General features: G+C 43.4%; 26 protein-coding genes. 3 read left to right on the plus strand and 23 right to left on the minus strand.

Features of this window, described 5'->3' with window-relative positions; translation table 11 throughout:
• The 7 genes from HMPREF2832_RS05540 to HMPREF2832_RS05565 all read right to left on the minus strand — a co-directional run.
• Positions 1-334: ABC transporter ATP-binding protein (locus tag HMPREF2832_RS05540; RefSeq protein ID WP_148131355.1), on the minus strand; the 334-nt coding region annotated here is incomplete at its 3' end.
• 15 nt (positions 335-349) lie between these two features.
• Positions 350-478: a hypothetical protein gene (locus HMPREF2832_RS10495; protein ID WP_261674222.1), complete on the minus strand. Its 129-nt coding sequence runs from the start codon at positions 476-478 to the stop codon at positions 350-352.
• Between the two features lie 113 nt (positions 479-591).
• A complete protein-coding gene (locus HMPREF2832_RS05545) occupies positions 592-1680 on the minus strand; it encodes an AAA family ATPase (RefSeq protein WP_070505907.1) in 1089 nt (362 codons plus the stop codon).
• A 4-nt stretch (positions 1681-1684) separates the two neighbouring features.
• A complete protein-coding gene (locus HMPREF2832_RS10405) occupies positions 1685-2371 on the minus strand; it encodes a hypothetical protein (RefSeq protein WP_070505909.1) in 687 nt (228 codons plus the stop codon).
• A gap of 8 nt (positions 2372-2379) precedes the next feature.
• On the minus strand, positions 2380-4005 hold the full coding sequence (locus tag HMPREF2832_RS05555) for an AI-2E family transporter (RefSeq protein WP_070505911.1): 1626 nt from the start codon (positions 4003-4005) through the stop codon (positions 2380-2382).
• A 15-nt stretch (positions 4006-4020) separates the two neighbouring features.
• Positions 4021-4995, minus strand: a complete 975-nt coding sequence (locus HMPREF2832_RS05560; RefSeq protein ID WP_070505913.1) for a sensor histidine kinase — start codon at positions 4993-4995, stop codon at positions 4021-4023.
• Positions 4988-5665, minus strand: coding sequence for a response regulator transcription factor (locus HMPREF2832_RS05565; RefSeq protein ID WP_003006080.1), 678 nt, complete (start codon positions 5663-5665; stop codon positions 4988-4990). The genes HMPREF2832_RS05560 and HMPREF2832_RS05565 overlap by 8 nt, the downstream gene beginning before the upstream one ends.
• Before the next feature lie 146 nt (positions 5666-5811).
• On the opposite strand from HMPREF2832_RS05565, the gene HMPREF2832_RS05570 reads away from it, so the two are divergent.
• Positions 5812-6996: a DUF2974 domain-containing protein gene (locus HMPREF2832_RS05570; RefSeq protein ID WP_070505915.1), complete on the plus strand. Its 1185-nt coding sequence runs from the start codon at positions 5812-5814 to the stop codon at positions 6994-6996.
• A 239-nt stretch (positions 6997-7235) separates the two neighbouring features.
• On the opposite strand, the gene HMPREF2832_RS05575 is transcribed toward HMPREF2832_RS05570, so the two are convergent.
• The 3 genes from HMPREF2832_RS05575 to HMPREF2832_RS05585 form a co-directional block, all read right to left on the minus strand.
• Entirely contained in the window at positions 7236-10472 is a 3237-nt protein-coding gene (locus tag HMPREF2832_RS05575) for a pneumococcal-type histidine triad protein (protein WP_070505917.1), read from the minus strand.
• Positions 10473-10479: 7 nt separating this feature from the next.
• The gene (locus HMPREF2832_RS05580; protein ID WP_148131353.1) at positions 10480-11415 is read right to left on the minus strand and encodes a metal ABC transporter solute-binding protein, Zn/Mn family; all 936 of its coding nucleotides are present in this window, start codon (positions 11413-11415) and stop codon (positions 10480-10482) included.
• 344 nt (positions 11416-11759) lie between these two features.
• Positions 11760-13022: a DUF6287 domain-containing protein gene (locus HMPREF2832_RS05585; RefSeq protein ID WP_070505921.1), complete on the minus strand. Its 1263-nt coding sequence runs from the start codon at positions 13020-13022 to the stop codon at positions 11760-11762.
• Positions 13023-13269: 247 nt separating this feature from the next.
• Between HMPREF2832_RS05585 and HMPREF2832_RS05590 the strand changes: the two genes are divergently transcribed.
• Together HMPREF2832_RS05590 and HMPREF2832_RS05595 are read left to right on the plus strand one after the other, a co-directional pair.
• Entirely contained in the window at positions 13270-13791 is a 522-nt protein-coding gene (locus HMPREF2832_RS05590) for a DUF2975 domain-containing protein (RefSeq protein WP_003006066.1), read from the plus strand.
• A 10-nt stretch (positions 13792-13801) separates the two neighbouring features.
• The gene (locus tag HMPREF2832_RS05595; RefSeq protein ID WP_003006064.1) at positions 13802-14008 is read left to right on the plus strand and encodes a helix-turn-helix domain-containing protein; all 207 of its coding nucleotides are present in this window, start codon (positions 13802-13804) and stop codon (positions 14006-14008) included.
• A gap of 259 nt (positions 14009-14267) precedes the next feature.
• Here the strand turns inward: HMPREF2832_RS05595 and metG are convergent, their stop codons facing one another.
• From metG to HMPREF2832_RS05660, 13 genes are all read right to left on the minus strand, one after another.
• Positions 14268-16259 carry a methionine--tRNA ligase gene (gene metG, locus HMPREF2832_RS05600; RefSeq protein WP_070505922.1) on the minus strand — a complete coding sequence of 664 codons (1992 nt, stop codon included), beginning with the start codon at positions 16257-16259 and terminating at the stop codon, positions 14268-14270.
• Between the two features lie 262 nt (positions 16260-16521).
• Entirely contained in the window at positions 16522-17214 is a 693-nt protein-coding gene (locus HMPREF2832_RS05605; RefSeq protein WP_070505924.1) for a phosphoglycerate mutase, read from the minus strand.
• A gap of 144 nt (positions 17215-17358) precedes the next feature.
• Entirely contained in the window at positions 17359-17805 is a 447-nt protein-coding gene (locus tag HMPREF2832_RS05610; RefSeq protein WP_003006041.1) for a Fur family transcriptional regulator, read from the minus strand.
• A gap of 552 nt (positions 17806-18357) precedes the next feature.
• Complete coding sequence (locus HMPREF2832_RS05615; protein WP_003006038.1) at positions 18358-18633, minus strand: HU family DNA-binding protein; 276 nt, start codon at positions 18631-18633, stop codon at positions 18358-18360.
• Positions 18634-18743: 110 nt separating this feature from the next.
• Positions 18744-19577: a DegV family protein gene (locus HMPREF2832_RS05620; protein ID WP_049472934.1), complete on the minus strand. Its 834-nt coding sequence runs from the start codon at positions 19575-19577 to the stop codon at positions 18744-18746.
• Between the two features lie 89 nt (positions 19578-19666).
• A complete protein-coding gene (locus HMPREF2832_RS05625) occupies positions 19667-20395 on the minus strand; it encodes a metallophosphoesterase (RefSeq protein WP_070505926.1) in 729 nt (242 codons plus the stop codon).
• Between the two features lie 20 nt (positions 20396-20415).
• Entirely contained in the window at positions 20416-22074 is a 1659-nt protein-coding gene (gene recN / locus HMPREF2832_RS05630) for a DNA repair protein RecN (RefSeq protein ID WP_070505927.1), read from the minus strand.
• A 6-nt stretch (positions 22075-22080) separates the two neighbouring features.
• On the minus strand, positions 22081-22515 hold the full coding sequence (locus HMPREF2832_RS05635) for an arginine repressor (protein WP_003006022.1): 435 nt from the start codon (positions 22513-22515) through the stop codon (positions 22081-22083).
• Positions 22505-23323, minus strand: coding sequence for a TlyA family RNA methyltransferase (locus HMPREF2832_RS05640; RefSeq protein WP_049498163.1), 819 nt, complete (start codon positions 23321-23323; stop codon positions 22505-22507). The genes HMPREF2832_RS05635 and HMPREF2832_RS05640 overlap by 11 nt, the downstream gene beginning before the upstream one ends.
• Complete coding sequence (locus tag HMPREF2832_RS05645; RefSeq protein WP_049498162.1) at positions 23316-24191, minus strand: polyprenyl synthetase family protein; 876 nt, start codon at positions 24189-24191, stop codon at positions 23316-23318. Before HMPREF2832_RS05645 ends, HMPREF2832_RS05640 begins: the two co-directional genes overlap by 8 nt.
• Positions 24188-24400 (minus strand): exodeoxyribonuclease VII small subunit, encoded by a 213-nt coding sequence (locus HMPREF2832_RS05650; protein WP_049498161.1) that lies wholly within the window; start codon positions 24398-24400, stop codon positions 24188-24190. The genes HMPREF2832_RS05645 and HMPREF2832_RS05650 overlap by 4 nt, the downstream gene beginning before the upstream one ends.
• Positions 24378-25718 carry an exodeoxyribonuclease VII large subunit gene (gene xseA, locus HMPREF2832_RS05655; protein ID WP_049498160.1) on the minus strand — a complete coding sequence of 447 codons (1341 nt, stop codon included), beginning with the start codon at positions 25716-25718 and terminating at the stop codon, positions 24378-24380. Before xseA ends, HMPREF2832_RS05650 begins: the two co-directional genes overlap by 23 nt.
• A 152-nt stretch (positions 25719-25870) precedes the next feature.
• On the minus strand, positions 25871-26068 hold the full coding sequence (locus tag HMPREF2832_RS05660; protein WP_049498159.1) for a type 2 periplasmic-binding domain-containing protein: 198 nt from the start codon (positions 26066-26068) through the stop codon (positions 25871-25873).
• Positions 26069-26157 lie beyond the last annotated feature (89 nt).

Consider the following 26157-nt stretch of genomic DNA (forward strand, 5'->3'; position numbering starts at 1 on the left):
GAGGGAGAAGGATATTGTCCTTGACAGACAAGGTATCAAGTAGGTTGAAGTCTTGAAAGACGAAGCCAAGTTTTTCCCGGCGGAAGCTGGACGCATCCTTGTTCTTGATGGTCGAGGTGTCCGTGCCATTGAGGTAAACTCGTCCTTCGGTCGGCTGGTCCAGCATGGCTAGGATATTGAGGAGGGTCGATTTCCCGGATCCTGATTCCCCCATGATAGCGACGTATTCGCCCTTCTCAACGGTAAAATGGATATCCTTTAAGGCTTCAACCTGCGTTCCTTGAAAGCGGGTTTTGTAGATCTTTTTGATATGTTGAACATCTAGTAATGACATGCTTTTCTCCTTTTACTAGTAGATCAAGAAAAATTCTTGGGTTTGTTGCAGGACTTGGAGACCAAATTCCGTCTTTTCCAGATCGGGTTGGTTACAGTGTTTCTCAGTCTTTTTGAGTTGTTTCATCCATTTCAAGAGTTTCATTTTCTTGACCTCCTTCATTTGATGAAACTATTGTATAAAAAATAAAAGGCGGCTACCATAACCTAACCTTTCATTTTACCGTTTATTTCTTACATTTTTGTAAGATGGGGATTTTATTTCTCAAAATCACATGATCTAAGCAATGACAAATCTTCTACATCATTTATCTTCGCTTGATCTAATCTAACAGATTGATTCATTACGAGATTTTCATATATATTTCGAACAAATCTTCCATTCGAAAAGTTTTTCTCATCATTTTGTATACTTGTTTCGAAATAATTGATCAATTTCAATTTCAGATTGTCACTTAGTCTATAGTCATCTTTTTGACACAGAAATTCTAATATTTTCAATAATTCATCTGGTATATAATTTCCAAATTCAATAAAGTAATTAAATCTAGATTTTAACCCTGGATTTGAAGAAAAGAACTGTTCCATTAGCTTTGTATAACCCGCAACAATCACAACTAAATCATCTCGATAATCTTCTAAGGCCTTCGTTAATTCTGTTAAGCATTCTCTACCATAAGAATCTGAATTTTCATTTTCGGTAATACTATATGCCTCATCGATAAAAAGAACTCCTCCCTTAGCTTTCTCAATCACATTTTTAACTTTCAAAGCAGTCTGACCTTGATATCCTGCAATTAAATCTGTTCGTGAAACTTCAATAAAGTGACCTTTAGATAACAAACCGAGTTGTTTATACATTTTTCCAACAATACGAGCTACTGTTGTTTTTCCTGTTCCTGGGTTACCTGTAAATGCCATATGCAAAGTTCTATTCGGAATTTTCAGTCCTTTTTCTTTCCTTATCTTTTGTATTCTTTGATAGGAAATCAGATGATTAACTTCTTCTTTGACATTTTGTAAACCAACTAATCGGTCAAGTTCTTTTTTTAAATCATCAAGAGAGCATTCTTCCGTCACTTGCTCATTTTTATTTTGTTTATAACCTTTTAGACTTACATAGCCTGCATATTTCAGAAGCGCTTCTGACAATTGATTTGCTAGAGTGGCGATCTTTTGAGAACCCTCTTGTTTTTCAATAACTAAGTATTGCAAAATATCAATGACTAATTTTTCAGAGTAATCATTGAGCAAAATAATTACTCGTTCATGAAATTTTCCTTTTGAATCTGTTTGGATATCAAATTTTTTTGCTAGTTCAATTAATTCATCCTGATAACGGCTCATTTGCTTACCTCATCAATAAAATGATCAAAGTCACAACAGCAACTCCGGTAGCTATGCCTATCAAAGCGAAAGAAGTTGTTAGCTTATTCGATAGGATATTCACTTGGCCTTTTACAGCATCCAATTCATTCTTTAACCGATTAATTTCTGTGCTTTCATCCTTCAAATCACTAGAAGGTTTTTCCAATGTCTCAACCCTACTCTCAAGTTGTTCAATAAGACTGATAAGTTGACTAGAATCAATTTCAGATAATTGATTTGACACACTTTCTTTAAACTGTTTTAAGGCGATTAAGGTAGCTTTTTGTTTCTCAATCGTCTGATCAATTCGCTCTTGCTCTATTAAAATCTTTTCATTTGTTTTTTTGATCGCAGAAACAGAAGTTAGTATAGCCTGAATGTAATCCTTATCCAATGCTTCTAAGGCTTTATAAACTTCACCAAATTCTTCAATTAAGTTTTGATCACGATCATAAACCTTTGAAAAATATTTCTGAAGTTTTTCAATCAATGAATTAAGTTCTTTCCCAGTCACTCCGTGTTCAGCCCACTCTAATCCAAAGATGTCTTCATGTGTACGAACTTTATCAAACTTCAACTCTTCTACATCCTGTTCAGCAAATTTTTTCAATTGTTCTTTTGCTGCATTAAAATCATGATTACTGACTTGTAAGTCAAATTCATTTTCCATAATAACTCCTAATCTGTTAACTCTGCCAACAAGGCGTCGATTTCTGTAAATTCATTGTCATTTTTTTCTTTTTCTTCAAGTAAAAAAGAAAGCTCATCCCGCATTATTTCTGCTGCTTGGTGATGTCGATCTTCCATTTGGCTCAAAGACTCCATTTTATCCACTCGAACAAGCGCCATTCCAACCGCATTCATTTGGTCTTGTACAATTAGTTTATCATTATATTTATCGATTTTTTTATTTGTTAATTCGTCAATCTGTTTGTCGACAATCATTTGATCAATTAATTTCAAGACAAATGCACCGGCTATACCAGCTACTGTTGCCCCCATAAATGTACCGATCAGACCAGACAAACTTCCTAGCAATGGGATTTCTACACCAAGTGGAGGAAAAATAGATAACAAAGTTGCTCCAATCGCACTACTTAAAACGATCGCTCCAGCAGCTGTTACTCCTGCAACAATAATTTTTCCTATCTCAAGCATTTTTACACTTGTACTTTTATTTTTATTTTCTGGATTTTTTAAATAGTCAATCGCATCGGTAAGAGATCTCCAACCTTGCTGAATAAAAGTCCAGACCTGCATAAATGTTCCAACTACAGGACCAATTATAGAGGTAGCTAACATCGTAACCATCGATTGCCCTACACCAAGGACATGATGAGAAAGATTGGAGATAAAGTTTGTAATTGCTTCCTTTACTTTTGCAATGAAGTTCCCGAAATTCTTCTCTCTTTCACCCAACCAAGAAATAAACTTCTTAACAATCTCTCTCAAAAATTCTGTCAACAATTGAAGAACAGCAGCTTTTAAAGCTTTCCCTGTCACTTTCAAAGCCTCTTTACGTCGTGATTTTTTGCCAGACTGTATGGCAATATTTTTATTCTCATCTTTTCTATTTTTTAGCTCTTCTCTAGCTTCTTTATCATCTTTTTCTAATTGTTTTCTATCAATATTAAAACGCTCTTCAGGCTTCAACCCGTTTCTTTCAGAGTTTAAAAACTCAGTCATAGTTTTATCATTCTTAGATTTATTTGCAGAGGCATCTAAATCATGTAAATTTTTAGAGCTATTGGCAAACTCTTTAACTTGCTCTTTAGAAAAAAATGCAGCCATTTCGATATCATTTAATTGTTCTTTAATGGAAACCGTATGATCTTTATGAACAGCTGCAGACCCCATATCTCTTCCCTTATCAAAAAATTGACGGGCTTCTTTTTTTAAAACTCTTTCACCTTTTTTATTAGTGGTAAAATTATCTTGCCATTTGTCATATCTTTCTTGATAATTAAACTCTCTATTGTGTGATGCAAATTTCCCTTTTTCAAAATTTTCAGTAGTTTGTATATGTGCGTCTTTTCGTAAATCTAGTTTTTGTCCGTTGTTATCTTTAATAAACTCTTCACCAATTTGGACTGCTAATTGATTTTGAACTTGGTCCCAAATGATGTCTTGAATGGCTTCTTCAAGATACTGGTTATTTTGTAGTTTTTCTCTATCCTCCTCAATTGAAGAAAGTTCATCTAAAATATCATTTAACTCAACTTGAAGAGTACTTTTTAGATCTATCAAATTGTCATATTCTAATTCATTATTAGTAATCTCTAATGTTTCATTTTTATTTTCCATAATAATCCCTTTTTCTTAATCCATGACCAACTTCTTTTCTTCAAAGCGAATGGCAACGGTCGTGCCTTGTCCGACCTCTGAATGGAGGGTGATCCTGTGGCCCAATTGCTCTGCGATTTTCTTAGATAGATAGAGCCCCAGCCCTGAAGATTGCTGGGTCAGGTGGCCATTGTAGCCGGAGAAGCCCCGCTCAAAGACGCGGAGGACATCGCTATTTTTGATCCCAATCCCGCTATCTTTTATATAGAGAGTCTGGTCTTTAAAATAGATTTCAATTCCACCGGTGCTGGTGTACTTGAGGCTATTGGACAAGAGCTGCTCGATGATGACCAGGAGCCACTTACGATCGGTGATGACCTCCTGCTCCAAATCATGCAGATCCACGGTCAAGTTCTTTTGGATAAAAAAGAGGGCATACTTGCGGACTACTTCTTTGACCAAGTCTTCTACCGACACGCGCTTTAAGACTAGATCATCATGAAAACTCTCCAGTCGCAGGTACTGCAATACCAGATTGGCATAGGAGTCAATCTTAAAGAGCTCCTGCTCCATCTGCTGCTTAACAATAGGCGTCTCGACATCTTGCACCAGGAGCTGGCTGGCCGCAATGGGCGTCTTAATCTGGTGAACCCAGAGGGTATAGTAATCCATCAGGTCATTGAACTTGGCCTGGGCTGTCTTCCCTTCCTCCAAGCGCGCCTGCTGTTCTTCCGTGTATTTTTCATAAAGGAGATGTTCCAGTGGTGAGGCAACCTCTATTTCCTCATAAAGTGCGGCTTTGCAGTAGTCCCGAAAGGTCATGGCGAAATCCCAGATCAGGATACAAAGAGTAAAAAAGCCTAGCACCAGGGTCGCATAGAGAAAAACCTTCCCCGTCTCTGGAAAGAGATAGGCAAAGACCAGATCGACGATCAAAAAGATGACCAATAGATAGAGTAGGCGCCTGCGGGATACCACATACTGCCAGAAGATCGTTCCAAATTTATTCATGGGTCAACCCGTAACCGATGCCTTTCTTGGTTTCGATGAAGTTTGACAAGCCAGCCTCCTCTAGTTTCTTGCGAAGGCGGGCCACATTGACAGACAAGGTATTGTCATCAATAAAGAAGTCGCTATTCCAGAGCTCCTTCATCATGTCATCGCGTGCCACGATACTGCCCGCATGCTCAAACAGGACGCGAAGGATCTGAAATTCATTCTTGGTCAACTTGATGACTTCCCCTTCATACACCAAGTCCGTAGACTTGAGATTGAGGATGGCTCCCCGGTGCTCCAGCAGATTTTGATCTGTCCCAAATTCGTAGGAGCGGCGCAAGAGCCCTTGGACCTTGGCAAGGAGGACATTTTGGTCAAAGGGCTTGGTGACAAAGTCGTCTCCACCCATATTGATGGCCATGACAATATCCATGGCTTGATCCCGTGAAGAAAGAAACATGATCGGAACCTTTGAAACCTTGCGAATCTCTTGGCACCAGTGGTAACCATTGTAGAGAGGCAGGCCAATATCCATGAGAATCAAATGAGGGTCGCTTTCGACAAAGATCCCGAGGACATCCATAAAATCCTCTACTGCGACCACTTCATAGCCCCATTGTTCCAATAATTGTTTGACCTGTTGGCGGATAATTTCATCGTCTTCCACTAAGAGAATTTTATGCATGGCTGTCTTTCCTTCTTTTTTCTTCTTCCTATTATAACAGATTAAGAAGCAGAGAAAAAGATCGAGCGTAGCCTTCTTAACAGTAAGAGCTTTTTCTACTCCCATTTTTGTGCTATACTGAAAGAAATAAGACACGGGAGGCACAGATGTCGACTATTTTTGATTACCTAAAAGAAGTGACTTATGATTCCATATATGACCGCCCCTTCAAAGAACTGGATGTTCTCGCATTGACAGAGCTGACCTATCTGCCCTTTGGACACATTGTGCCTCAAGGAGATACAACAGGAATCCCAGTGCGCCTGTCTGATGCGATGGAACTGATCGACCGGACTACCGATTTTATCGTGAGTAACCAGCACCTGCAATTAGTTGATGAGTTAGCTACTTCAAAGCGCTTTAAGAACATCAAACTCCTCAACTATGTCGATGAATACGATCCCGATGTGCAAAAACAGTTTGCGGCCATGACCTATCGGCTTAGTCTGGATACGTATTTAGTCGTTTTCAGAGGGACAGATGACACCTTGATCGGCTGGAAGGAAGACTTCCACATGACCTATATGGACCATGTTCCAGCTCAGAAGCGCGCAGCCAGCTACCTGCAACATGTCATGAAGGAATTTCCGAAAGGACGTTTCTTAGTAGCCGGTCACTCCAAAGGGGGCAACCTTGCGACCTATGCCTGCTCGTATCTACCTGATTCCTTATTTGAACGAGTCGACACCATCTACAGCTACGATGCTCCTGGCCTCAACAAGGCCATTATCGAAACCGAAGGTTACCAGCGGACGTCCCCAAACATTCGTCGCTTTGTCCCTCAGGGATCTATCGTTGGCATGATGTTGGAAGTGCCAGAACCGACGACCATTGTCAAAAGTCACGCCTTTGGCGGCTTTGCCCAGCACGATGCCTTTACTTGGGAAATCAAGGACTACAGCTTTGTGACTGTTTCTGAAACCAGTCCAGATAGCCAGCAGACCGACCTGACCTTGAAGCAATGGGTTCGCGAAACATCGGCAGAGGAGCGCAAGAAGTTTTTTGACACCTTTTTTGGCATTTTTCTCGATGCCGGTATCACTTCCATCAATGACCTTACCGATCTCAAACAGCTAGCTAAGGCCAAGGAAATCCTCCAAAATGCCCAAGATTTGGATCCAACCGAGCAGGAAATGCTAGAACGCTTAGCCAAGCAGCTCATCGACACCCGCTTTCAAGCTTGGAAAAAATGGCAAACGGTCCCCCGCATCCTGGTTCAAATGGCCGCATTTTTCAAGCGAAAAAAAGCAGTCGGGCTTTCCTCCCCACTGCTCCTAGAGCACAAGGAGTGAGGCTCAACAACTGAAAAAAGAGGCCACCTCTTCTATTCACTAAAACGCAAAAAGAGAGTGGGACAGAAATCGGTAATTCGTTAGTATTCGATTTCGTTGTCCCACCTCCGCACAGTTGAGTAAGGCTGTAAAAGCTGATGAAATCAGCGTAGTATATCCCACTCAACCACTGCGTCTTGCTCGACAGTCCAAAAACAATCGAGAGGCTAGGACTTTTGTCCCAGCCTCTTCTCTATTTTCTATTGGTTCTGAGGAGATGGAGCATCTGGCGTGCTTGCTTCTGTTACAGCTGAGCTTGCAGGCTCGGTTTCTGTCTCAGTTGTGGCAGGCTTGCTTCCTTCTGAAGCTGCTGCTTCTTTTTCCACCGGAGTTTCTGTAGCGACAGGCGTTTCAACCGTGGTAGCTGGTTTGGTCACTTCGCTTGCAGATGGCGTTGCTGCCAACTCTGCCTGAAAGGCTTGGATGGCCTGCAGTAAGGCTGCTTTATCACTCTTTGGATTAGCCAATTGGTCAAAGAGAGCTTCTAAGCGATCAAACACAGCATCACTAGCTCCCTTGTCCTGCAATTGTTGGTGAAGAGCCATCAATTGATTATAGAGCTGTTGATAAAGTGCGACATCCCCAATCTGAGGCTCTTCGGTTTGCTTTTGTTTTTGCTTTTCAATAGTATCGCTGATTTCGCGTAGAAGTGCTTCCCCACTTGTAATAGCCTTGTTTGGATCAGATTCTTTTCCAAGTTGAGTCAAGCCTGCTTCAAAAGCCGTTCGTTTGTCTTGGTTTTCGACCTGTGGCAAGAGCGACTGGATTTGCTCTAAGAGAGCTGTCAAAATCTTGTTCTGTTGACGGGCTTCTGTTGCCTTATCCAACTCTCCATACAAGCCTTTGAGGAAATCATAAACCGCTACGTTGTAGGATGGGGTTTGACTTCCTTTTTGATCCAAAACTGTTTTTTCAATAGGATAGGTTTGGCCTTTTTCTTGGGAGAAGAGCTGGTCAATAGCTTGCTTGGTTTGGTAGAGTTCCATAAAGTGAGACTTGGAATCCCAAGCTTCTTCAAAGGCTTGAGCTCGGTAGAGCTTCAAGGCTAGATCTGCGGCCTTAGTGCGGAGTTCTGGTGTCAAGCGCGCATCGCTCAAGCTTTGGTAGAAATACTTGAGGTAATCGACCGATGTCACACCCGTCCGATCTTGCATCTCCTGAACAGCTTCTAATAGCTTCCCTTCCTGCTCTAGACGCTTACTGTCCTTGGCAGCATAGGCTTCCTGCAGTTGAGAGACCAACTCTTCCTTCTTCAATTGGAAGGCTTCTGTGTCTAGCAAGCGCACTTGTTCCAGCAATTCTTGGTAACGACGGTCCAAGGCTGTCTCTTCTTTTGGCTTGACCGCTTGAGTCGCATGAATGTACTGCGCATCAACCTGTTTGAGACTTGCAAGATAGCCCTCTGTTGAGTTACTTGGGAAACTCTTGACATTTTCCAAGAAGTGACCCAAGATGAGCTCAATCCGTCTTTGTTGCAATGGATCAGAAGCATAGAGGCTACGGCTTTCTACTAAGAGTTGGTTGACCTTTTCTTCTACTGCTTTTTTGTCCAAGTCTCCTTTTTTATAAGGCGATTGGATGGTAGGAAGGCGATGGGCTAAGTAGTCTGCTAGACCTGCTGAGCGCACCTTGATGTAGTGGTTATGATCGCCATGCGGGATGACAAACTGGCCATTTTCAATCTGGAGGCTATAAGGAGAAATCCCCGAACGAAGCGCTGTTGCATAGAGTTCATTGATAAAGTCTAGTTCAGGATTGCCAGTTTCGAGTGGGATCCGGACATGTTCCTTACGAACAGCATAAGGATGGATGTGGGTCGGATCGTATTCTTGGTCTGGATTGTTAAAGACAAAGAAACCCTTGGAAATCTTTATGGCCTCGCGAGGGACACCGTAGGTCTTGCTGATGTACTGGATCTTTTCCTCATCTGAGGCATCACGAGAATAGGTCGCAACGTCATCTGTCAGGGGCTGACCCTTGTCCTCTTCTTTCTTACCAGCTAGAGTTGCCTCTGCTGCTGCAATCTCTTGAGGAGAGAGGTCCTTTTTATAGAAATAATGGGCATGGTTGCCATGAGCGACCATATAGCCTTCCTCGTCCTTGCTGATGACCTTGTCAGCGTGGAAGCCATGATCGTGCTCCTCTTTGTGATCGTGACTGTCGCCATGCTCATGATCATGCTCATGGTCAATTGGTTTTGTGCTTGGATTTGAAGGCAAGCTTGGATTTACTTCTGTTGGACTACTAGATCCTTGAGCACGAAGCAATTGGAATTGCCGTGCCAACTCACGCTCTAAAGGCGATAGGGAGCTGTAAGGGATAAAGTGGAAATGATCCCCATGAGGGTAGACAATCCCTTGATCGGTCCACTTGGTAATCTTACTTGGATCAAAGACAGAACCATCAGACTCCACATGACGAGAAGTCAGAGGTGTTTTCTGCAATTCTTCGATCAAGTTGGTCAGGGTTGGACTCGATTTGGAAGTAGCCGGTTTAGACGTCGTTGGGGTTGTCTGTGTATTAGTTGGACTGGCTGATGGCTGGTTGCTCGCTGGCTTCCCAAGGCTTGGAGAAGCTTGATCCGGAGTTCCTTGCCCTGCTTCTGTGCTTGCTCCAGCTAGGTGTGAGCTTCCTGGCTGATGGCCGGCTTGACCACCTAAGACAGAGAGGGCTGCTGCTAACTCGCCAGCAGATAAGGCACTCTTTGGAATATAATGGAAATGGCCGCCATGGGGCACAATAAAGCCGTCCCCTGTATCTGAAATGACATCTCCAGGGCTAAAGACATAACCATCGTCCGTACGATAACCACCAGCTGTATGGTTCTTAGCCGTCAGTATCTCTAGAGTCTTTCCTTCTTTCAGCGCTTGACTCGGTTGACGGAAGTCACGGGTCTTGCCTGCCTTGTGCGAGGAGCTCGCTTGCACCGATCCTGTCTCTCCTTCTTCTTTGGTGCCTCCCTTTTGCTGTTGGGCGATCTCTTCGATCGAGCGCACATTGACTGTATGTTGGGCATCCTTTAAGTAGAGATAGTATTTCCCAGCGCGTTTGATAATATAGCCATCCTTGACCTTGCTCACGATATCCGCTTCTTGCAGCTGGTAAGTTGGATCCCGCAAAATCAACTCTTCACTAAAGATGGCATCAAATGGAACCTTGCCGCTGTAGTAATGAAAATGATCCCCATGAGAAGTGACAAAGCCTTCATCTGTAATCTTGATGACAATCTGCTCTGCCTGGGTCTTTTCCTTGGCATTGACCGCTTCGATGCTGTCTTCCTTTTTGCTGGTGGCAGACGATGACGATTTCTTGTCCGCTTGCAAATACTGAATCTGATTCTTTTTCTCTTCCTTGACTTGTGGTTGCTGACTGAGCGCATAGGCACAGAGTCCTAGCCCCAAGGTCGCTACCAATCCAATCGTTCCCTTTTTCTTCATTCTTTATTTACTCCTCTAATTCCTTGGCTAAAGTCGCCATATTTTCTTCTAAATTTTCTAATAGATCCTTATCATTTTTCGGATCAGCTTCCAGTGGATCCAAGACCTTGACACGCGCCCCTGTTGCCTTGGCGATACTATCTGCCACCTTTGACGACGTGTGCTTTTCCACAAAGATCGTTTTTACCTTGTAGTCTTTGACAAACTGCTGGATCTCGGCCAATTGCCGAGCGGTCGGTTCTTGCTCTGGGGAAATCCCTGCAATCCCTAACTGCTTGAGACCAAAGCGTTTGGCCAGATAAGAAAAGGCCGTATGCTGGGTCACAAAGGTCTTTTGCTTGGCCTTGTCAAAGAGAGGCTGGTAGTGGGCTACCAGGTCCTCACAGTGCTTTTCAAGCTTTTGAGCATTGGCCTGATAGCGCTCCTTGTTCTTTGGATCGATCTCTCCCAAGCGCTGGGCGATAATCTTTCCTTCCTCTGCGATTTTTACAGGATCCAACCAAGTATGCGGATCATATAAATGCTTGGCTTCTTTTCCCTGACCAGCTTCGACATCCTCTAATCCAGCCACCTTATCAAGGGTCATTCCTTGGCTGCCTTCGATCACTCGCAACTTGGAACCTTGAAGATTGGGATCTAAGCGACCGGCCCAAGATTCCAGGGTCTGAGAATGATAGACAAATACATCCGCATCATAAATCTGGGCCACTTCCTTGGTTGAGGGTTCATAATCATGGATCCCTGCACCTGACTGAACCATCCAGATGTCATTTTGATCGCCAGAGATTTCCTTGACCAGGGCATAGATAGGATAAAAACTCGTGACAATTTTAAGACCTTTTTTAGAAGGGGGCTTGCCCGCATTTCCTTGACTTCCACAAGCTGCAAGCAGAAAGAAACCGAGAAACAAGAGTCCCAGAACCTTCATTCTTCTCCTATTCATCCTTCACCTCTTTTTCATTTTCGTTAACTAGTTTATTAATCAGTTAATTAACTAGTTAATCATACTGCGAATCATTTGCTTTGTCAAGCTTTTTTTACATTTTTTTCCTTTTAATGTTAGAGACTAGCAATTTCCTAGACCCCACGAGCCTTTCTTGCAGTAAAAAAAGAGGCTGGGACAAAAGTCCTAGCCTCTCAATTGTCTTGGATTATCGAGCAAGACGCAGTGCTTGAGTGGGCTCTACTACGCTGATTTCATCAGCTTTTACAGCCCTACTCAACTGTGCGGAGGCGGGACAAAGAAATCGAATTCTAACGAATTACCGATTTCTGTCCCCCTCTCTTTTATTGACGGTAGAAATATTGATCAGCCGGGTAGTTGCCTGCAGATTGAGTGACCACTAGACGTGGCTTGCTGGTATCAGACTGATCTCCATCCGGATTTTGGAAGCCGATTTTCAGAAGTCCAATCGCAGCACCGGTCTCACCCATCTTCATTTCAACATAAGGGATCTTGCTCTTCTTATCCGAGTCCGCAACAGCCTTGAGGCTGCCTTGGCCCTTGACTTTTCCGTCTGCTTGGATGACGATTTCAGCTCCCTTGCCATTGCGCCAGGTTCCAGCTAAGCTTGAGAAGTCGCCTCCGTTAATGGCCGCAATATCCAAGTCTTTCTCTTTTTTCGGTTGCGGGTAAGCTTTCCACCACTCTAGATGGTAATCACGGTAGGCCACGTCACCAAAGAGAATCCGACGTTCTTGGGAAGCTACTCCATCAGGACCTGTCACACCCGCTGGGATCAAGTACAAGGTTTGCTCTTGCCCTTGGATCGCAGTCGCATTGGCCCCTGTGAAATAAACTTCATAATAGCCTTTTCGCTTCTTGGGCTCTTTTTCTTTATTGAGCAGGTAACTTGCCCGAGTGCCTCCGCTCCAGAAAGTCCAGCCAGCCTCACCATTTACAATGCTTGGAAAGGCGCTGGTCTTGTTTTGGTAATATTCTTCTGGAGTATAGCCATAAAGTTTAAAACCGGAATCTGCGATTTCCTTTTCATAGGTATCATTGGAATAAGCACCTTCAAACGGTGAGAGATTGCCATCAAGGACGACATCATTTGGATCTGTCGATTTGAAAAAATCCTCCCGATTGGCAAAGACCATCTCGTGGTCGGGATTTTTGTCAGTCATGGTGACCGTGATCAAAGGCTTCTTATCTGTCTTGTATTTAAAGACACGAACAGTGACTGTAAAGTCTGTATTACCATCGGACTTTTTCATCTTGCCTGTCGAAACTTTATTAGACCCTTCGACCTTCCAATCCGTACTAAATTCAGCGGATACCTTGCCGTCAGCCGTTTGGTAATCGATCTTCCAGGCCTTGCCCTTTTTCTCGATTTTGGCTTCATCCCGTTCATTAGAGACATAGTCACCACTCAAGTCAATGGCTTTTTCCTTTGGCTTAGTGACCTTCTTGCTAGTCTGGTTAAATTCCTTTTGATGGTCTGGTTGGATGTTGGAGCTAGAGTAGAGATAGACTCCACCGATCAGAACAACTGCTCCAACCAGCCCCAGAATCGGCCCCAGGTATTTTTTCTTCCACTTAAGATTCATTTTACTACCTCCATGGAATAAGATCTTTACACTAGTATACCCTAAATCGAAAGTATAGTAAAATTCCCCTCTATGTAGTGGTTTCCCCGGCTTAAACCGACTAGCTTGAGCAGAGAATACCTGTTTTTCAAAATTAATATTTTGTTTATCGTTATTTTTTTATCGTTTTTCGATACTTTTTATTGACTAATTTTTTATAAGGAGTATACTATAAGTGAAAAATAAATAAACTTAAAGGAGGCTTGCGATGAAAAACTCAAAAACCTTAAAAAATGTCATTGAAGTCTTGACGGCTTTCATTTACTTCTGTGGCTTTATGACTGTGGCTGCACTGGTCGTCCACCTGCTTTCACGGATGGGAGTGTTTAAAGATCTCATTCAAACTGGACGCTTGTCCTTTGATGTGAATGGCATCCAGCTCTTCCCCAAACATCCGCAACCTCTCTGGCAGTTGCTCTTTCCACTAGCCTCAAGCGCTATCTATATTTACCTTCTCATCACCATTCGTAGCTTCCTCCAAAATCTCTACCAAGAAAAGATCTTTTCTCACTCCAACATTGATCTTTGCAACCGAGCTTGGAAGATTCTCTTGGTCTTGTCCTTTATGTCTGGCACACTTGAAACCAGTGGAAATGCTTATCTCCTTCCCTTCACTTTCCAATTTACCTTTAACACAGGGCTTCTCCTTGCCGTTCCAATCGTCTGGGTCTCTGGCAAGATTTTAGAGAGAGGTATTGAGATTGCCGAAGAAAATGAGCTAACCATTTAAGGAGGTTGCCATGATTATCGTCAATCTAGATGTCATGCTAGCCAAGCGAAAGATGAAATCCAACGAGCTAGCCGACAAAATCGGCATCACCACAGCCAACCTCTCCATCCTCAAAACCGGCAAGGCCAAAGCCATCCGCTTTACCACCCTTGAAGCCATCTGCAAAGAACTCGACTGCCAGCCAGGAGATATCCTAGAATACCGGCCAGATGAATAGAAACTGTAATCGGAGACTTTCCTTAGGTGAGGACGGACGGTAGCGAATCCCTTTGGGATTCCATACCTAAGATTTGAGCCCACTGTCTCAAATCTTCCGAGAGTCTGAAACGAAAATGTTTCAGACTCTTTTCTCACTGCGGAAGTCTCCATTAATATTCATTACTAATAGGACTCATCTCTATCCTTGTAAAATTCAATGATGGGAACTATATCAATACAACAAAAGCACTCCCACGGGAGTGCTTTTTTATATATGTTTAACCAATAATGCTTCCATTTGGAACAGATGGATCAACTGTTAAGACTGTTAATTGATCTCCGTGTTCTGCAGAAAGAATCATGCCTTGGCTGACATATTTCTTCATCATCTTACGTGGTTTAAGGTTGGCCACGATTTGGAGTTTCTTGCCGACCAATTCTTGTTCATTTGGATAGAATTTCGCGATACCAGAGAGGATTTGACGGTCTTCGCCATCTCCTGCATCTAGGCGGAAGCGAAGCAATTTGTCTGATCCTTCAACGCGTTCCACTTCTTTGACTTCTGCTACACGGATTTCAACCTTGTCAAAGTCTTCAAACTTGATCTCGTCTTTTTCAGACTTGAGTTCCACTTCTTCTGGAATCCATTCTTTTTCTTGTGGTTTTCCAGCAGTCATTTGAGATTGGATGTAGGCAATTTCTTCTTCCATGTCAAGACGTGGGAAGATTGGAGTTCCTTTAGTAACCACTGTAACATTTTCAGGGAAGCCAGCTAGGGTCAAGTTTTCAAGATCGAAGTCCAAGCCCAAGCCTAGTTGTTCCATGATGGCATTTGAGGTGTTCATCATGAATGGTTGGATCAAGTGAGCCACGACACGGAGGCTGGCTGCCAAGTGAGCCATGACCGCTGCCAATTGTTCCTTGTCACCATCTTCTTTAGCGAGAACCCAAGGAGCAGTCTCATCGATGTACTTGTTGGTACGAGAGATGATGTTCCATACGGCTTCTAAAGCGCGTGGATAATCAACCGCGTTCATTTGCTTGTGGTATTCAGCGATGTTTTCTTCAACCACCTTGGCCAAATCTGCATCAAATGATGTGACATTTTCGACATAAGCCGGAACTTGACCACCAAAGTATTTATTGATCATGGCTACCGTCCGGTTGAGGAGGTTTCCAAGGTCATTTGCTAATTCATAGTTGATACGAGCCACGTAGTCTTCTGGCGTGAAGGTACCATCTGAACCAACTGGCAAACTGCGCATGAGGTAGTAACGAAGTGGATCCAAGCCGAAGCGTTCCACCAACATTTCTGGGTAGATGACATTCCCTTTAGACTTAGACATCTTGCCGTCTTTCATGACAAACCAACCATGGGCAATCAAACGTTCTGGCAATTTGATATCCAACATCATGAGAAGGATCGGCCAGTAGATGGAGTGGAAACGAAGGATGTCTTTCCCGACCATGTGGAAGACGGTTCCGTTCCAGAATTTGTCAAAGTTTTCATGATCTTCTTGACCGTAACCAAGAGCGGTCACATAGTTAAGAAGGGCATCGATCCATACATAGACCACGTGTTTTGGATTAGATGGAACTGGAACTCCCCAAGTAAAGGTGGTCCGAGATACTGCCAAGTCTTCCAAACCTGGCTCAATAAAGTTTTTCAACATTTCATTGAGACGGCCATCTGGCGTGATGAAATCTGGTTGGGATTTAAAAAATTCAACCAAGCGGTCTTGGTATTTGCTGAGGCGAAGGAAGTAAGATTCTTCGGAGACCCATTCTACTTCGTGGCCTGATGGGGCTACCCCACCGATGACCTTGCCATTCTCATCACGGAATACCTCAGCCAATTGGCTTTCTGTAAAGAACTCTTCATCAGAGACTGAGTACCAGCCAGAGTATTCACCCAGGTAGATGTCATCTTGCGCAAGCAAGCGTTCAAAGACTTGGGCTACTACTTTTTCATGGTAATCGTCTGTCGTACGGATGAATTTATCGTATGAGATATCGAGTAATTGCCAGAGTTCTTTCACTCCAACGGCCATCCCATCTACATAAGCTTGCGGCGTAATCCCAGCTTCTTCTGCTTTTTGCTGGATCTTTTGACCATGCTCATCGAGACCAGTCAGGTAGAAAACATCGTAGTTCATCATGCGCTTGTAACGCGCCAAGACGTCACAGGCGATCGTTGTATAAGCTGAACCAATATGCAATTTACCTGATGGGTAATAGATAGGGGTTGTGATGTAGAATGATTTTGTCATTTTCTTTTCCTTTCAGGGCTAATGGAACCCAATTTAGTAACACTCTATTATAACATTTTTAGGAGACCCTGAAAACCCAAAACCAGCTAGGATCTAAGGAAGACAAGCAAAAAAGCTGACCGAAGTCAGCTTTTTGTATGGATAACAAATCCCGATAGAATTGCCTCGCTTTGGCGTTTTCAGGCTTGGGATAAAAATATCCACTAGATAAGCCTCGCTTTGGCATTTTCAGGCTCGGGATAAAAATATCCACTGGATATTTTTATTTTCCAAGATAGTATTCTTTCACAACTTTCAATTTATCGTCAAATTCGAATACCAATGGTGGGAAGTTAGGGATTTCCACATCCATGATTTCGTCGTCTGACAAGTGTTTGATGTGTTTTACAAGAGCACGGATTGAGTTACCATGTGCTCCTACGAATACGTTTTTACCGTCTTTAAGAGCTGGAGCGATTTTATCTTCCCAGAATGGAAGGGCACGTTCCAAAGTAACTTTCAAGTTTTCAGCATCTGGAATCACTGAATCGTCAAGCGAAGCGTAACGACGGTCAGTATGTGCTGAGTGTTCATCATCACGGTCCATTGCAGGAGGCAATACATCGTAAGAACGACGCCAGATGTGAACTTGTTCATCACCAAATTGTTCAGCAGCTTCTGCTTTGTTTTTACCAGTCAAACCACCGTAGTGACGTTCGTTCAAGCGCCATGATTTTTCAACTGGAACCCACAATTGGTCAGAAGCTTCAAGAGCCAAGTTAGTAGTTTTGATCGCACGTTTCAATACTGAAGTATAAGCTTGGTCAAATTCGATACCAGCTTCTTTGATCAATTTACCAGCGTCGATCGCTTGTTGTGTACCTTTTTCAGACAAATCAACATCAGCCCAACCAGTGAAAAGGTTAGCTTTGTTCCATTCAGACTCACCGTGGCGAGCAAAAACCAATTTTACCATTAGATGGATCTCCTTTTTATTCTCCGAGGTTTCCCCCGTTTATCTATTTTATTCTACTAGATTTTCAGTAAAAAATCTAGTGGCGACCATAGAAAAGTGCAATTTCTCACAAAAAAGAGCCTGACGGCTCTGGTTTCTCTAACATTAATTTTTCTGACAGTCGGGGCAAATGCCATAGACGGTCATCTGGGTTTTGGTGATCTGGTAGCCACTTTGACTAGCTGCTTCTTCGCGAAGATCTGGGACTTCAATGTCCACATCTGCGATACGACCACATTTTTCACATACCACATTCAAATGGTCATGCCCCATGAAATCAAAATAGGTCGTGGTATCATTGCGAACCTTGATCTCAGAGACAACCCCCTCATCAATTAAAACCTTGATATTGTTGTAGACAGTTGCTAGACTCATGCTTGGAAACTGAGGCAATAAATCGCGATAGATCTTCTCAGCGCTTGGATGTTCATGACTCGCCACTAAATAGGAAAGAACTGCTCTGCGGGTATCGGTAATCCGAATGCCCTTAGCACGCAAATTTTGCAAGACTTCTTCCACGCGCTCTTCTTCATGACGATGCAATGCGTTCACTATGATTCCCCCTTTCCAATATGATTTAATCGATTCGTTACCCTTATTATATCATGTTTCAAAATAAATCACTATTTAGAATGCTTTTAATTAAAAAAAATGTCCAGTGGACATTTTTTTCACGAGCCTGAAAACAGAAAAGCGAGTTTTTGTCCGAGGGACATTTTTTCACGATCCTGAAAATGGAAAAGCGAGTTTTTGTCCAGTGGACATTGATTCACGAGCCTAAAAACCGAAAAGCGAGGTTATGTCCAGGGGACATTGATTCACGAGCCTGAAATAGATTCATCTACTCTCAACCAATCCAACTGGTCATCCAGCGCACGGTTCCTAGGATCATTTTGACCACGAGGATCATAAAGCAAAATTCCAGTACGAACCACAGCCCTTTCAGTAGATACAAAATAGGTCGGATAAACAACAAGGCAAAGAGGCCTAAAATGAATCGCATGGTCTTTTCTCTCTTTCTTTTTTCCTATTATACCCTTATCCTATAGAGCTGTCCAACAAAAAAACCATCCTAGAAATCTAGGATGGCTTTTCAAAATGCAATTATTTAACTGCTTCTTTAAGAGCTTTACCAGCTTTGAATGCTGGAACTTTAGAAGCTGCGATTTTGATTTCTTTACCAGTTTGTGGGTTGCGACCTTTACGAGCTGCACGTTCACGAACTTCGAAGTTACCGAAACCGATCAATTGAACTTTTTCACCTTTTGAAAGGTATTCTGAAACTGCTGCGAATACAGCGTCAACAGCTGCTGCTGAATCTTTTTTAGTCAATTCTGTAGCTTCTGCCACTTTTGCGATCAAATCTTGTTTGTTAGCCATTTAACAAATCCTCCAAATTTTTTTAGGCTTTACGCCTTAACAGTACTATAATATCTAAAAAAAGCCTTTAGGTCAAGTACTAAACCTGTTTTTTCAAACATTTATTCAGCTTATTCGTAGCGCACCAAAACTGCAAATGCATTCTCACCTGTATGGGTTTGAATAATCGATCCAGTTTCGAGAACTGGGATTGCTTTTTCAACGAGAGATTGCAACTGAGCCTTCATTTCATTGGCCCACTCTGGTGTCCCTGCGTAAGAAATCCCGATCTCAGCCACCTTACTATGGGAAAGTTTCTCTACCAATTCATCCAACCATTTCTTAAAGGTCTTGTTTCCACGGCCCTTGACGATTGGTTCCAACTGATGGTCCTTCATTTGCATCACCACACGGATGTTAAGAAGCGAGCTCAAAAGTCCGGTAACACGGCCAATCCGACCACCTTTAACTAGATTTTCCAAGGTAGATACGCCGATATACAACTCTGTCTTTTCTTTGACTTCTTCGATACGAGCTAAAACGGTGTCTAGATCTGCTCCTTCTTTAGCCAACTTAGCTGCCTCAACCACTTGGAACTTCATAGCTTGGTCTGTAAAGCCACTATCAATCACAGTTACTTCTGCCCCTGACAAGGTTGCCCCTTGACGAGCCGCCTCTACGGTTCCTGACAGGGCATGAGACATATGAATCGAAACGATATGAGCTCCGTCTGCTGCTAACTTTTCATACACCTCCGCAAAGACTCCAACGGGTGGTTGGCTGGTCTTTGGAAGATTTTTGCTAGATTGCATTAAGCGCAAGAAGTCCCCTTCGCCCAACTCACTGTCGGAATAAAGGACTCCATCCACCATAACAGAAAGTGGCACAATGGTGATGCCATATTCTTCAACCACTTCAGGCTCAATTGTAATAGATGAGTCTGTAACTATTTTAATATTTGCCATATATTTCTATACTCTTCCTAAGAATGTTCTGCTTTCATTATATCAAAAAACACGGGGTTTTGCAGTGAAAGATATCCATTCCTGCTTCCTCAGTCGTCTGCGGCAGAAAAACCTGTATTATGAAGGACATGGTCATGGACAATGCCTTGATCATCCAAGAGCAATCCATGGAGGACTCCACCAAAGACAGCGCCCCCATCGACACCCATCTTCTGATCTGAAATCCAAAGATTTTCGGTGCCGACTGGCTCATTGAGCAGTCCATAGACTGGTGTATGGCCAAAGACGATCCATTTGTCTGTATGATTCTCCGCTTCATGGAATGGTTTTCGGATCCAGACCTTTTGGTAATCACTGGTTTCTCGCCAATTTTCAAGGGTTAGATCCACACCAGCGTGGACAAAATAATAGGTCTCTGTCTCGTAGTCAAAAGGCAAACTACGGATGAAGGCCACCAAGTCAGGAACGGCATTTTCTACTGCTTGCGCATCCGCAATGCCATCTACAGGAGCATCGAGTGGCCGGCCTAACAGAGAGTTGATGGTCGTATCGCCACCATTTCTTCGGTAGTGGTCATAACGCTCTTCTGGATTGTCCAACCAGGCTAAAAACATGTACTCGTGATTTCCGGAAAGGCAAACCGCTCCGTGATGGTCTACGTAGTCCTTTACGATTTCAATTGATCGTTTGCTGTTTTCGCCTCGATCTATCAAATCCCCTAAAAAGACCAATTGAGCTTTTCCATCCCACTCTGTCATGAGCTCTTCTAGCATTTGTGCTTTTCCGTGAATATCTCCGACTACAAAGTATCTTGACATTATTTCAAACCTTCTTTCTCTTAACGCTTGAGAAGTTGCTCTGCTTGTTGACGGGCAGCTTCCGTTAGATCCTCTCCTGCCAGCATCTTGGCAATTTCTTCGATTCGTTCTTCTCTATTGAGCAAACGCACAGTAGAGACAGTTGAGTGTTCATCACTGATTTTCTCAATATAGAATTGATAATCTGCTGCAGCGATGACTTGAGGCAGGTGAGAAATGGCAAGCACTTGGCCATTTTGACCAATCTTATGAATTTTCGCTGCAATCGCTTGGGCCACGCGCCCAGAGACCCCTGTATCCACCTCGTCAAAGACGATACTGGTTTTTCCTTCTTTTCGAGAAAAAGCAGACTTAATGGCCAACATCAAGCGTGACAATTCTCCGCCGGATGCTACCTTGACAAGGGGTTTAAAATCCTCACCTGGGTTGGTCGAAATGTAAAATTCGACAGCTTCATTTCCCTCACGATTAAACTTAGCCTTGCTAAAACGTACTTGAAAACGCGCCTTGTCCATGTAGAGATCTGCCAATTCTTGCTGGATTTCATTTTCCAAAGCTTGAGCTAGGTCATGCCGTTGATCACTCAAATCTTGAGCCAAGGTGACCAAACTCTTTTCTAGACGTTTGAGTTCTTTTTCCAAGTCCTCAGACGAGAGATCACTTCCGGTGAGAAGGCTATATTCTTTGGTGATTTGTGCTAGGTATTCTAAGACGTCCTTGACTTGGCCACCATACTTGCGCGTGATGGAGTGGATCAAATCCAAACGCGATTCCACCTGCATGAGGCGATTGCCATCAAACTCCAGACCATCAACCACATCTTCTAAGCGCTTGGTAATATCCTCAAGGGCATAGAAGGTTTCTGATAACTGGCTTGAGAGCTCTTTGTAGCTGGGATCATATTCTTCGATGCTCTCCAGATCATTCATGGCTGATCGAACATTGGAGAGGCTCGAAAATTCTTCTGCATCCAGCATAGTATAGGCATTGGTTAGGGTATCTGCAATCATCTTGTGATTGAGCAGGCGTTGGCGTTCTTGCTCCAGACGCAGGTCCTCATCCACTTCCAAGGCAGCTGCCTCAATCTCTGCAATTTGAAACTCCAACATCTCAATACGGGCCTTGTTTTCCTGCTGGTTGCGCTGGAGTTCCACCACTTGTTTGCGCAGGCATTTGTAGTCTTCGAAGGTCTGACGATAAGCGTCTTTGGTTTGGAAAAAGGCTGCATCCCCAAATTCATCCAGCATAGCGATATGCAATTGGGGCCGCATGAGTTCTTCCTGATCATGCTGGCCATGGATATCCACCAAATGTTGACCGACTGCCTTTAAGACAGACAAATTCACCATCTGACCATTGATCCGGCTGACACTTCGTCCATTTTGCAGGATCTCTCGGCGAATAATCAATTCATCGGTCCACTCTAGTCCTTGCTCTTCAAAGAGAGCTGTCAGGTGGCGATTGCTCTCAACGGTGAAGAGCCCTTCGATTTCCGCTTTTGGGGCTCCGTGTCGAATGACATCCGTCGTTGCACGGCTTCCCAGCATCATGTTCATGGCATCGATAATGATGGATTTCCCTGCACCTGTTTCCCCTGTCAGTACCGTCATTCCCTTTTCAAAATTTAAGGAAATCTCTTCGATAATGGCAAAGTTCTTAATCGAAATTTCTAATAGCATAGGCTCTTACCACCCAAAGATTGATTTGAGGATATTCTCTGCTTCTGGAGCTGAATAGGCGATCAGCAAGATCGTATCATCATCTGCAACAATACTAAAGATATGCTCCTTATAAATCTCCCGCAAGCGACGTTTGACTAAAGGCGCTGTCCCTGGAACCATGGTGAAATTGACATATTCTCCCATGCGACGATGAGACAAGATATTGCTTTCAATCATCCCAATCCCTTGGTGGTGCTTACGTGGCAATTCATAGACATAGGTCATGTCTTTTAGAGGGCGTTTTACAATGCCCAATTCTTTGATATCCCGTGACACCGTCGCTTGGGTTGCTGAGATGCCTTCTTCTTTCAAATGTTCGACGATCTCTTCTTGCGTCCCCACTTCATGATCGCGAATGAAACGACGAATTTTTTCTAATCTGATATTCTTACTCTTCATGTTTAAATTCCTTGTGTGCCAGGTCCACAACAGCCTCCAGCTGCTCTGTAGTTGGCTTTGTTTTCTCTTCTTTTTTTTCTAGATACATCAAAAATTCGATGTTGCCATGGCCTCCTTGGATAGGGGAATAATCCACTCCCATCACGGAAAAGCCATGTGTTCCTGCAAAAGCAACGACCTTTTCCAGAACGGCTAAATGAATCTTAGGATCCTTAATGATCCCATTTTTCCCGATCTGTTCGCGTCCTGCCTCAAACTGAGGTTTCACCAAGGCCACGACTTGTCCATTATCTGCCAAAATCCGGTGAAGGGCTGGCAGAATCAAGTCCAAGGAAATAAAGCTGACATCGATACTCGCAAAGCTCGGTGTCGCTTCAAAATCATCTGGCTCGGCATAGCGGAAATTGAACTGTTCCATCGAGACCACCCGAGGATCATTGCGCAATTTCCAGGCCAACTGATTGGTCCCGACATCCACCGAAAAGACCTGGCTGGCTCCGTTTTGCAGCATGACATCTGTAAAGCCACCTGTAGAAGCTCCAATATCAATCGCAATTTTATCCTCTACAGATAAACCGAATTGGTTCAGGGCTTTTTCTAATTTAAGACCGCCCCGGCTGACATATTTGAGCTTTTCGCCTTTTAATTTCAACTCGGTTGCTTCATCAATTTTTTCACCCGGTTTATCGAAGCGCTCACCATTGATAACGGCAACGACAAGACCTGCCATCACCCCTCTTTTGGCTTGTTCGCGGGTATCAAATAGGCCTTGTTTATAGGCTAATACATCCACTCTTTCCTTAGCCATCTATTCGTAATCCTTCTATTAATTTCTTGATCGCTCGCGGATCAAAGTCACAAGCAGCTGTAATCTGATCCAACAAGTCCTCGCAAGCGTCTAATTCACTTGTCAGCAAAGCTTTTGATTCTTCCAATCCCAACAGGGCTGGATAGGTCGATTTTTCAGCCACTAAGTCCTTTTGAGGGGTCTTCCCCAAAGCTTCAAAATCAGCGACCAGATCCAAAATATCATCCCGTACTTGAAAAGCCAGGCCTAATTTTTTCCCAATTTTTTCTAAGAGCTGAGCAAAGTCTGCTTGCAACTCTAAAATCAAACCTGCTGCGATAAAAGGATAGGCAAGGAGGCGTCCTGTCTTATTGGCATGGATGGTTTGCAACTCTGCTAGCGTGAGCTGTTTGTGTTCCCCTTCCATATCAAGGACTTGGCCAGCTACCATTCCACGACTACCGGAAGCATCTGACAATTCAAGGATCAAAGAGACCTTGACCGCATCTGAAAGGGCACTCGCAGCAATCATCCCAAAGGGATCGAGAAAAAGCGCATCCCCTGCTAAAATCGCCAGGTCTTCTCCGAATTTCTTATGATTGGTCAATTGCCCCCGACGGTAATCATCATTGTCCATGGCAGGCAGATCATCGTGAATAAGGCTTCCTGTATGGATCATCTCTAAAGCTCCTGCCACTTGAAAGTGAGCCTCCGTCAATTCCTGTCCAAAGGCCTCTAATAATTCTAGAAGGAGCAATGGGCGCAGGCGTTTTCCGCCTGCCTGGATCGAATACAGGACCGACTCCACTAAATGGGGGGCGACGGCTTTCGCCTCATAAAAAGAGCGAACTGCTTGCTCTACTCTATTTCGTTTTTCTTCTTGTCTCATGCTAGATCCGCTTCAGTACCATCTGCTTGCATGACCTTGACCAAGGTTTTCTCTGCTTGATCCAAGGTATCTTGCAATTCTTTTGACAACTTCATTCCTTTTTGGAATTCTGTAATAGCTTCTTCTAAAGCCACATCACCATTTTCCAATTTTTGGACAATGGCTTCCAAATCTGCTAAGTTTTCTTCAAATTTCTTTTCTTTCGACATGTTTTACCTCTACTTCTAACTGGCCATCTCTCATGATGAGTGACAGCGGGTCCCCTTCTTTTACTTTCGCAACCGAGTCTAGAACCTGATCGTCTTGCTTAACCATGGCATAGCCACGCGCAATAATCCTACTGGTATCGAGCATCAAGAGGGCTTCTGATAAGCCTTGTACCTTGATCTTTTGCTCTTTTAGGACTTGTTCCATTCGGTTGGTTAAGATTCTCTTATCTTGGAGCAGGCGGTCTTGGTAGCGCTCGATGCGATGCAAAGGAGACATGGCTTCTAGGCGATGACGCAGACCTTGCAGTTGATTGGCCCCTTGTCCATAAGCATCACGCATTCCTTGTTTCAAACGCAATTGCAACTGGTCAATCTTTTGTAGGTAGCCATCATAGAGTCTTTCAGGCTGTCTAAAAATAACCGATTGACTTAATTTGGCCAAACGTTCACGATTATAGGCCAAGCGATTGGACATGGCTGTTGCCATGCGATTTTCCTGCTTTTGTAAATGGGACAAGAGATCCAATTTGGTCACTGGAGTAGCTAATTCAGCAGCGGCTGTTGGAGTAGCAGCTCGTCGGTCTGCTACAAAATCGGCTAGAGTCGTGTCTGTCTCATGTCCAACACTGGAGATAATCGGAATCCGCGATTCAAAAATGGCTCGCACCACTGCTTCTTCATTAAAGGCCCAGAGATCTTCAATCGAACCACCCCCACGACCAATAATCAAGACATCCAAATCATCCCGTTGGTTAGCTCTTTGAATATTAGCAACCACCTCACTAGATGCGCCTTCACCCTGAACCTTGGTCGGGTAGAGCACAATCTCAACACCAGGGAAGCGTCGGCTCACCGTTGTGATAATATCGCGAATCACGGCCCCGCTTTGACTGGTGATGACCCCGATCTTTCTTGGAAATTGTGGCAGAGCTTGCTTCCACCGATCCTGAAAGAGCCCTTCTTCGGTCAACTTTTTCTTGAGTTGCTCAAATTGGATGGCCAAGGCCCCTACCCCATCTGGCTCAGCCTTTTCAATGACAATGGAATAACTCCCACTTGGCTCATAGAGCTGAATGCGACCGATGACGTTGATCTTCATGCCTTCTTCTAGCTCAAAACCAAAGCTTCGATAAACCCCAGCCCAGACCGTCGCCTGAATAACCGCTTTTTCATCCTTTAATGAAAAATACTGGTGGTTGGGGCGTTTTCGGAAATTGGAGACCTGCCCTGTCAGATAAACCCTTTCCAAATAGGGATCCTTATCAAATTTTAATTTCAAATATTTGGTCAAACTTGATACGGATAAATAGTTGGACATAGGAACTCCTTTCTGCAGAATATGATCAAGTTTAATTATACCAAAAAACACCAAAAAAGGCTGGCAGACAAAGCGAAATCATGAATTTCCTTTCTCTACAAGCCTCATTTTATTCAAGTTGCTCTCTATTTGTCTGTTTGACACCAGCTTCCTTATTTTTCACACTTCTCTAACCGTTCAATAAAGGAGCTAAGAAGTGCTTTGGGTTCCCCTTCATTTGGATAGGCATAGCTAATATAGAAGACTGTTTTTTCCTCTTCAACCAGCGGAATTTTGACAAGATTTGGATATTCTGGAAAGAGAGTCAGATCGGTCATGAGACCAATTCCCAAATTTTCTTCGATGAACACAAATCCTATTTAGGATACAACAAAAAGACAAGTCACAAGACTTGTCTTTTTCTTCTTATGTGACTTTCAGTCCGTCTCGCTCCGTTAGG

This window comes from Streptococcus sp. HMSC073D05 (genome assembly GCF_001812015.1).
Classification (GTDB): Bacteria; Bacillota; Bacilli; order Lactobacillales; family Streptococcaceae; genus Streptococcus; species Streptococcus parasanguinis_D.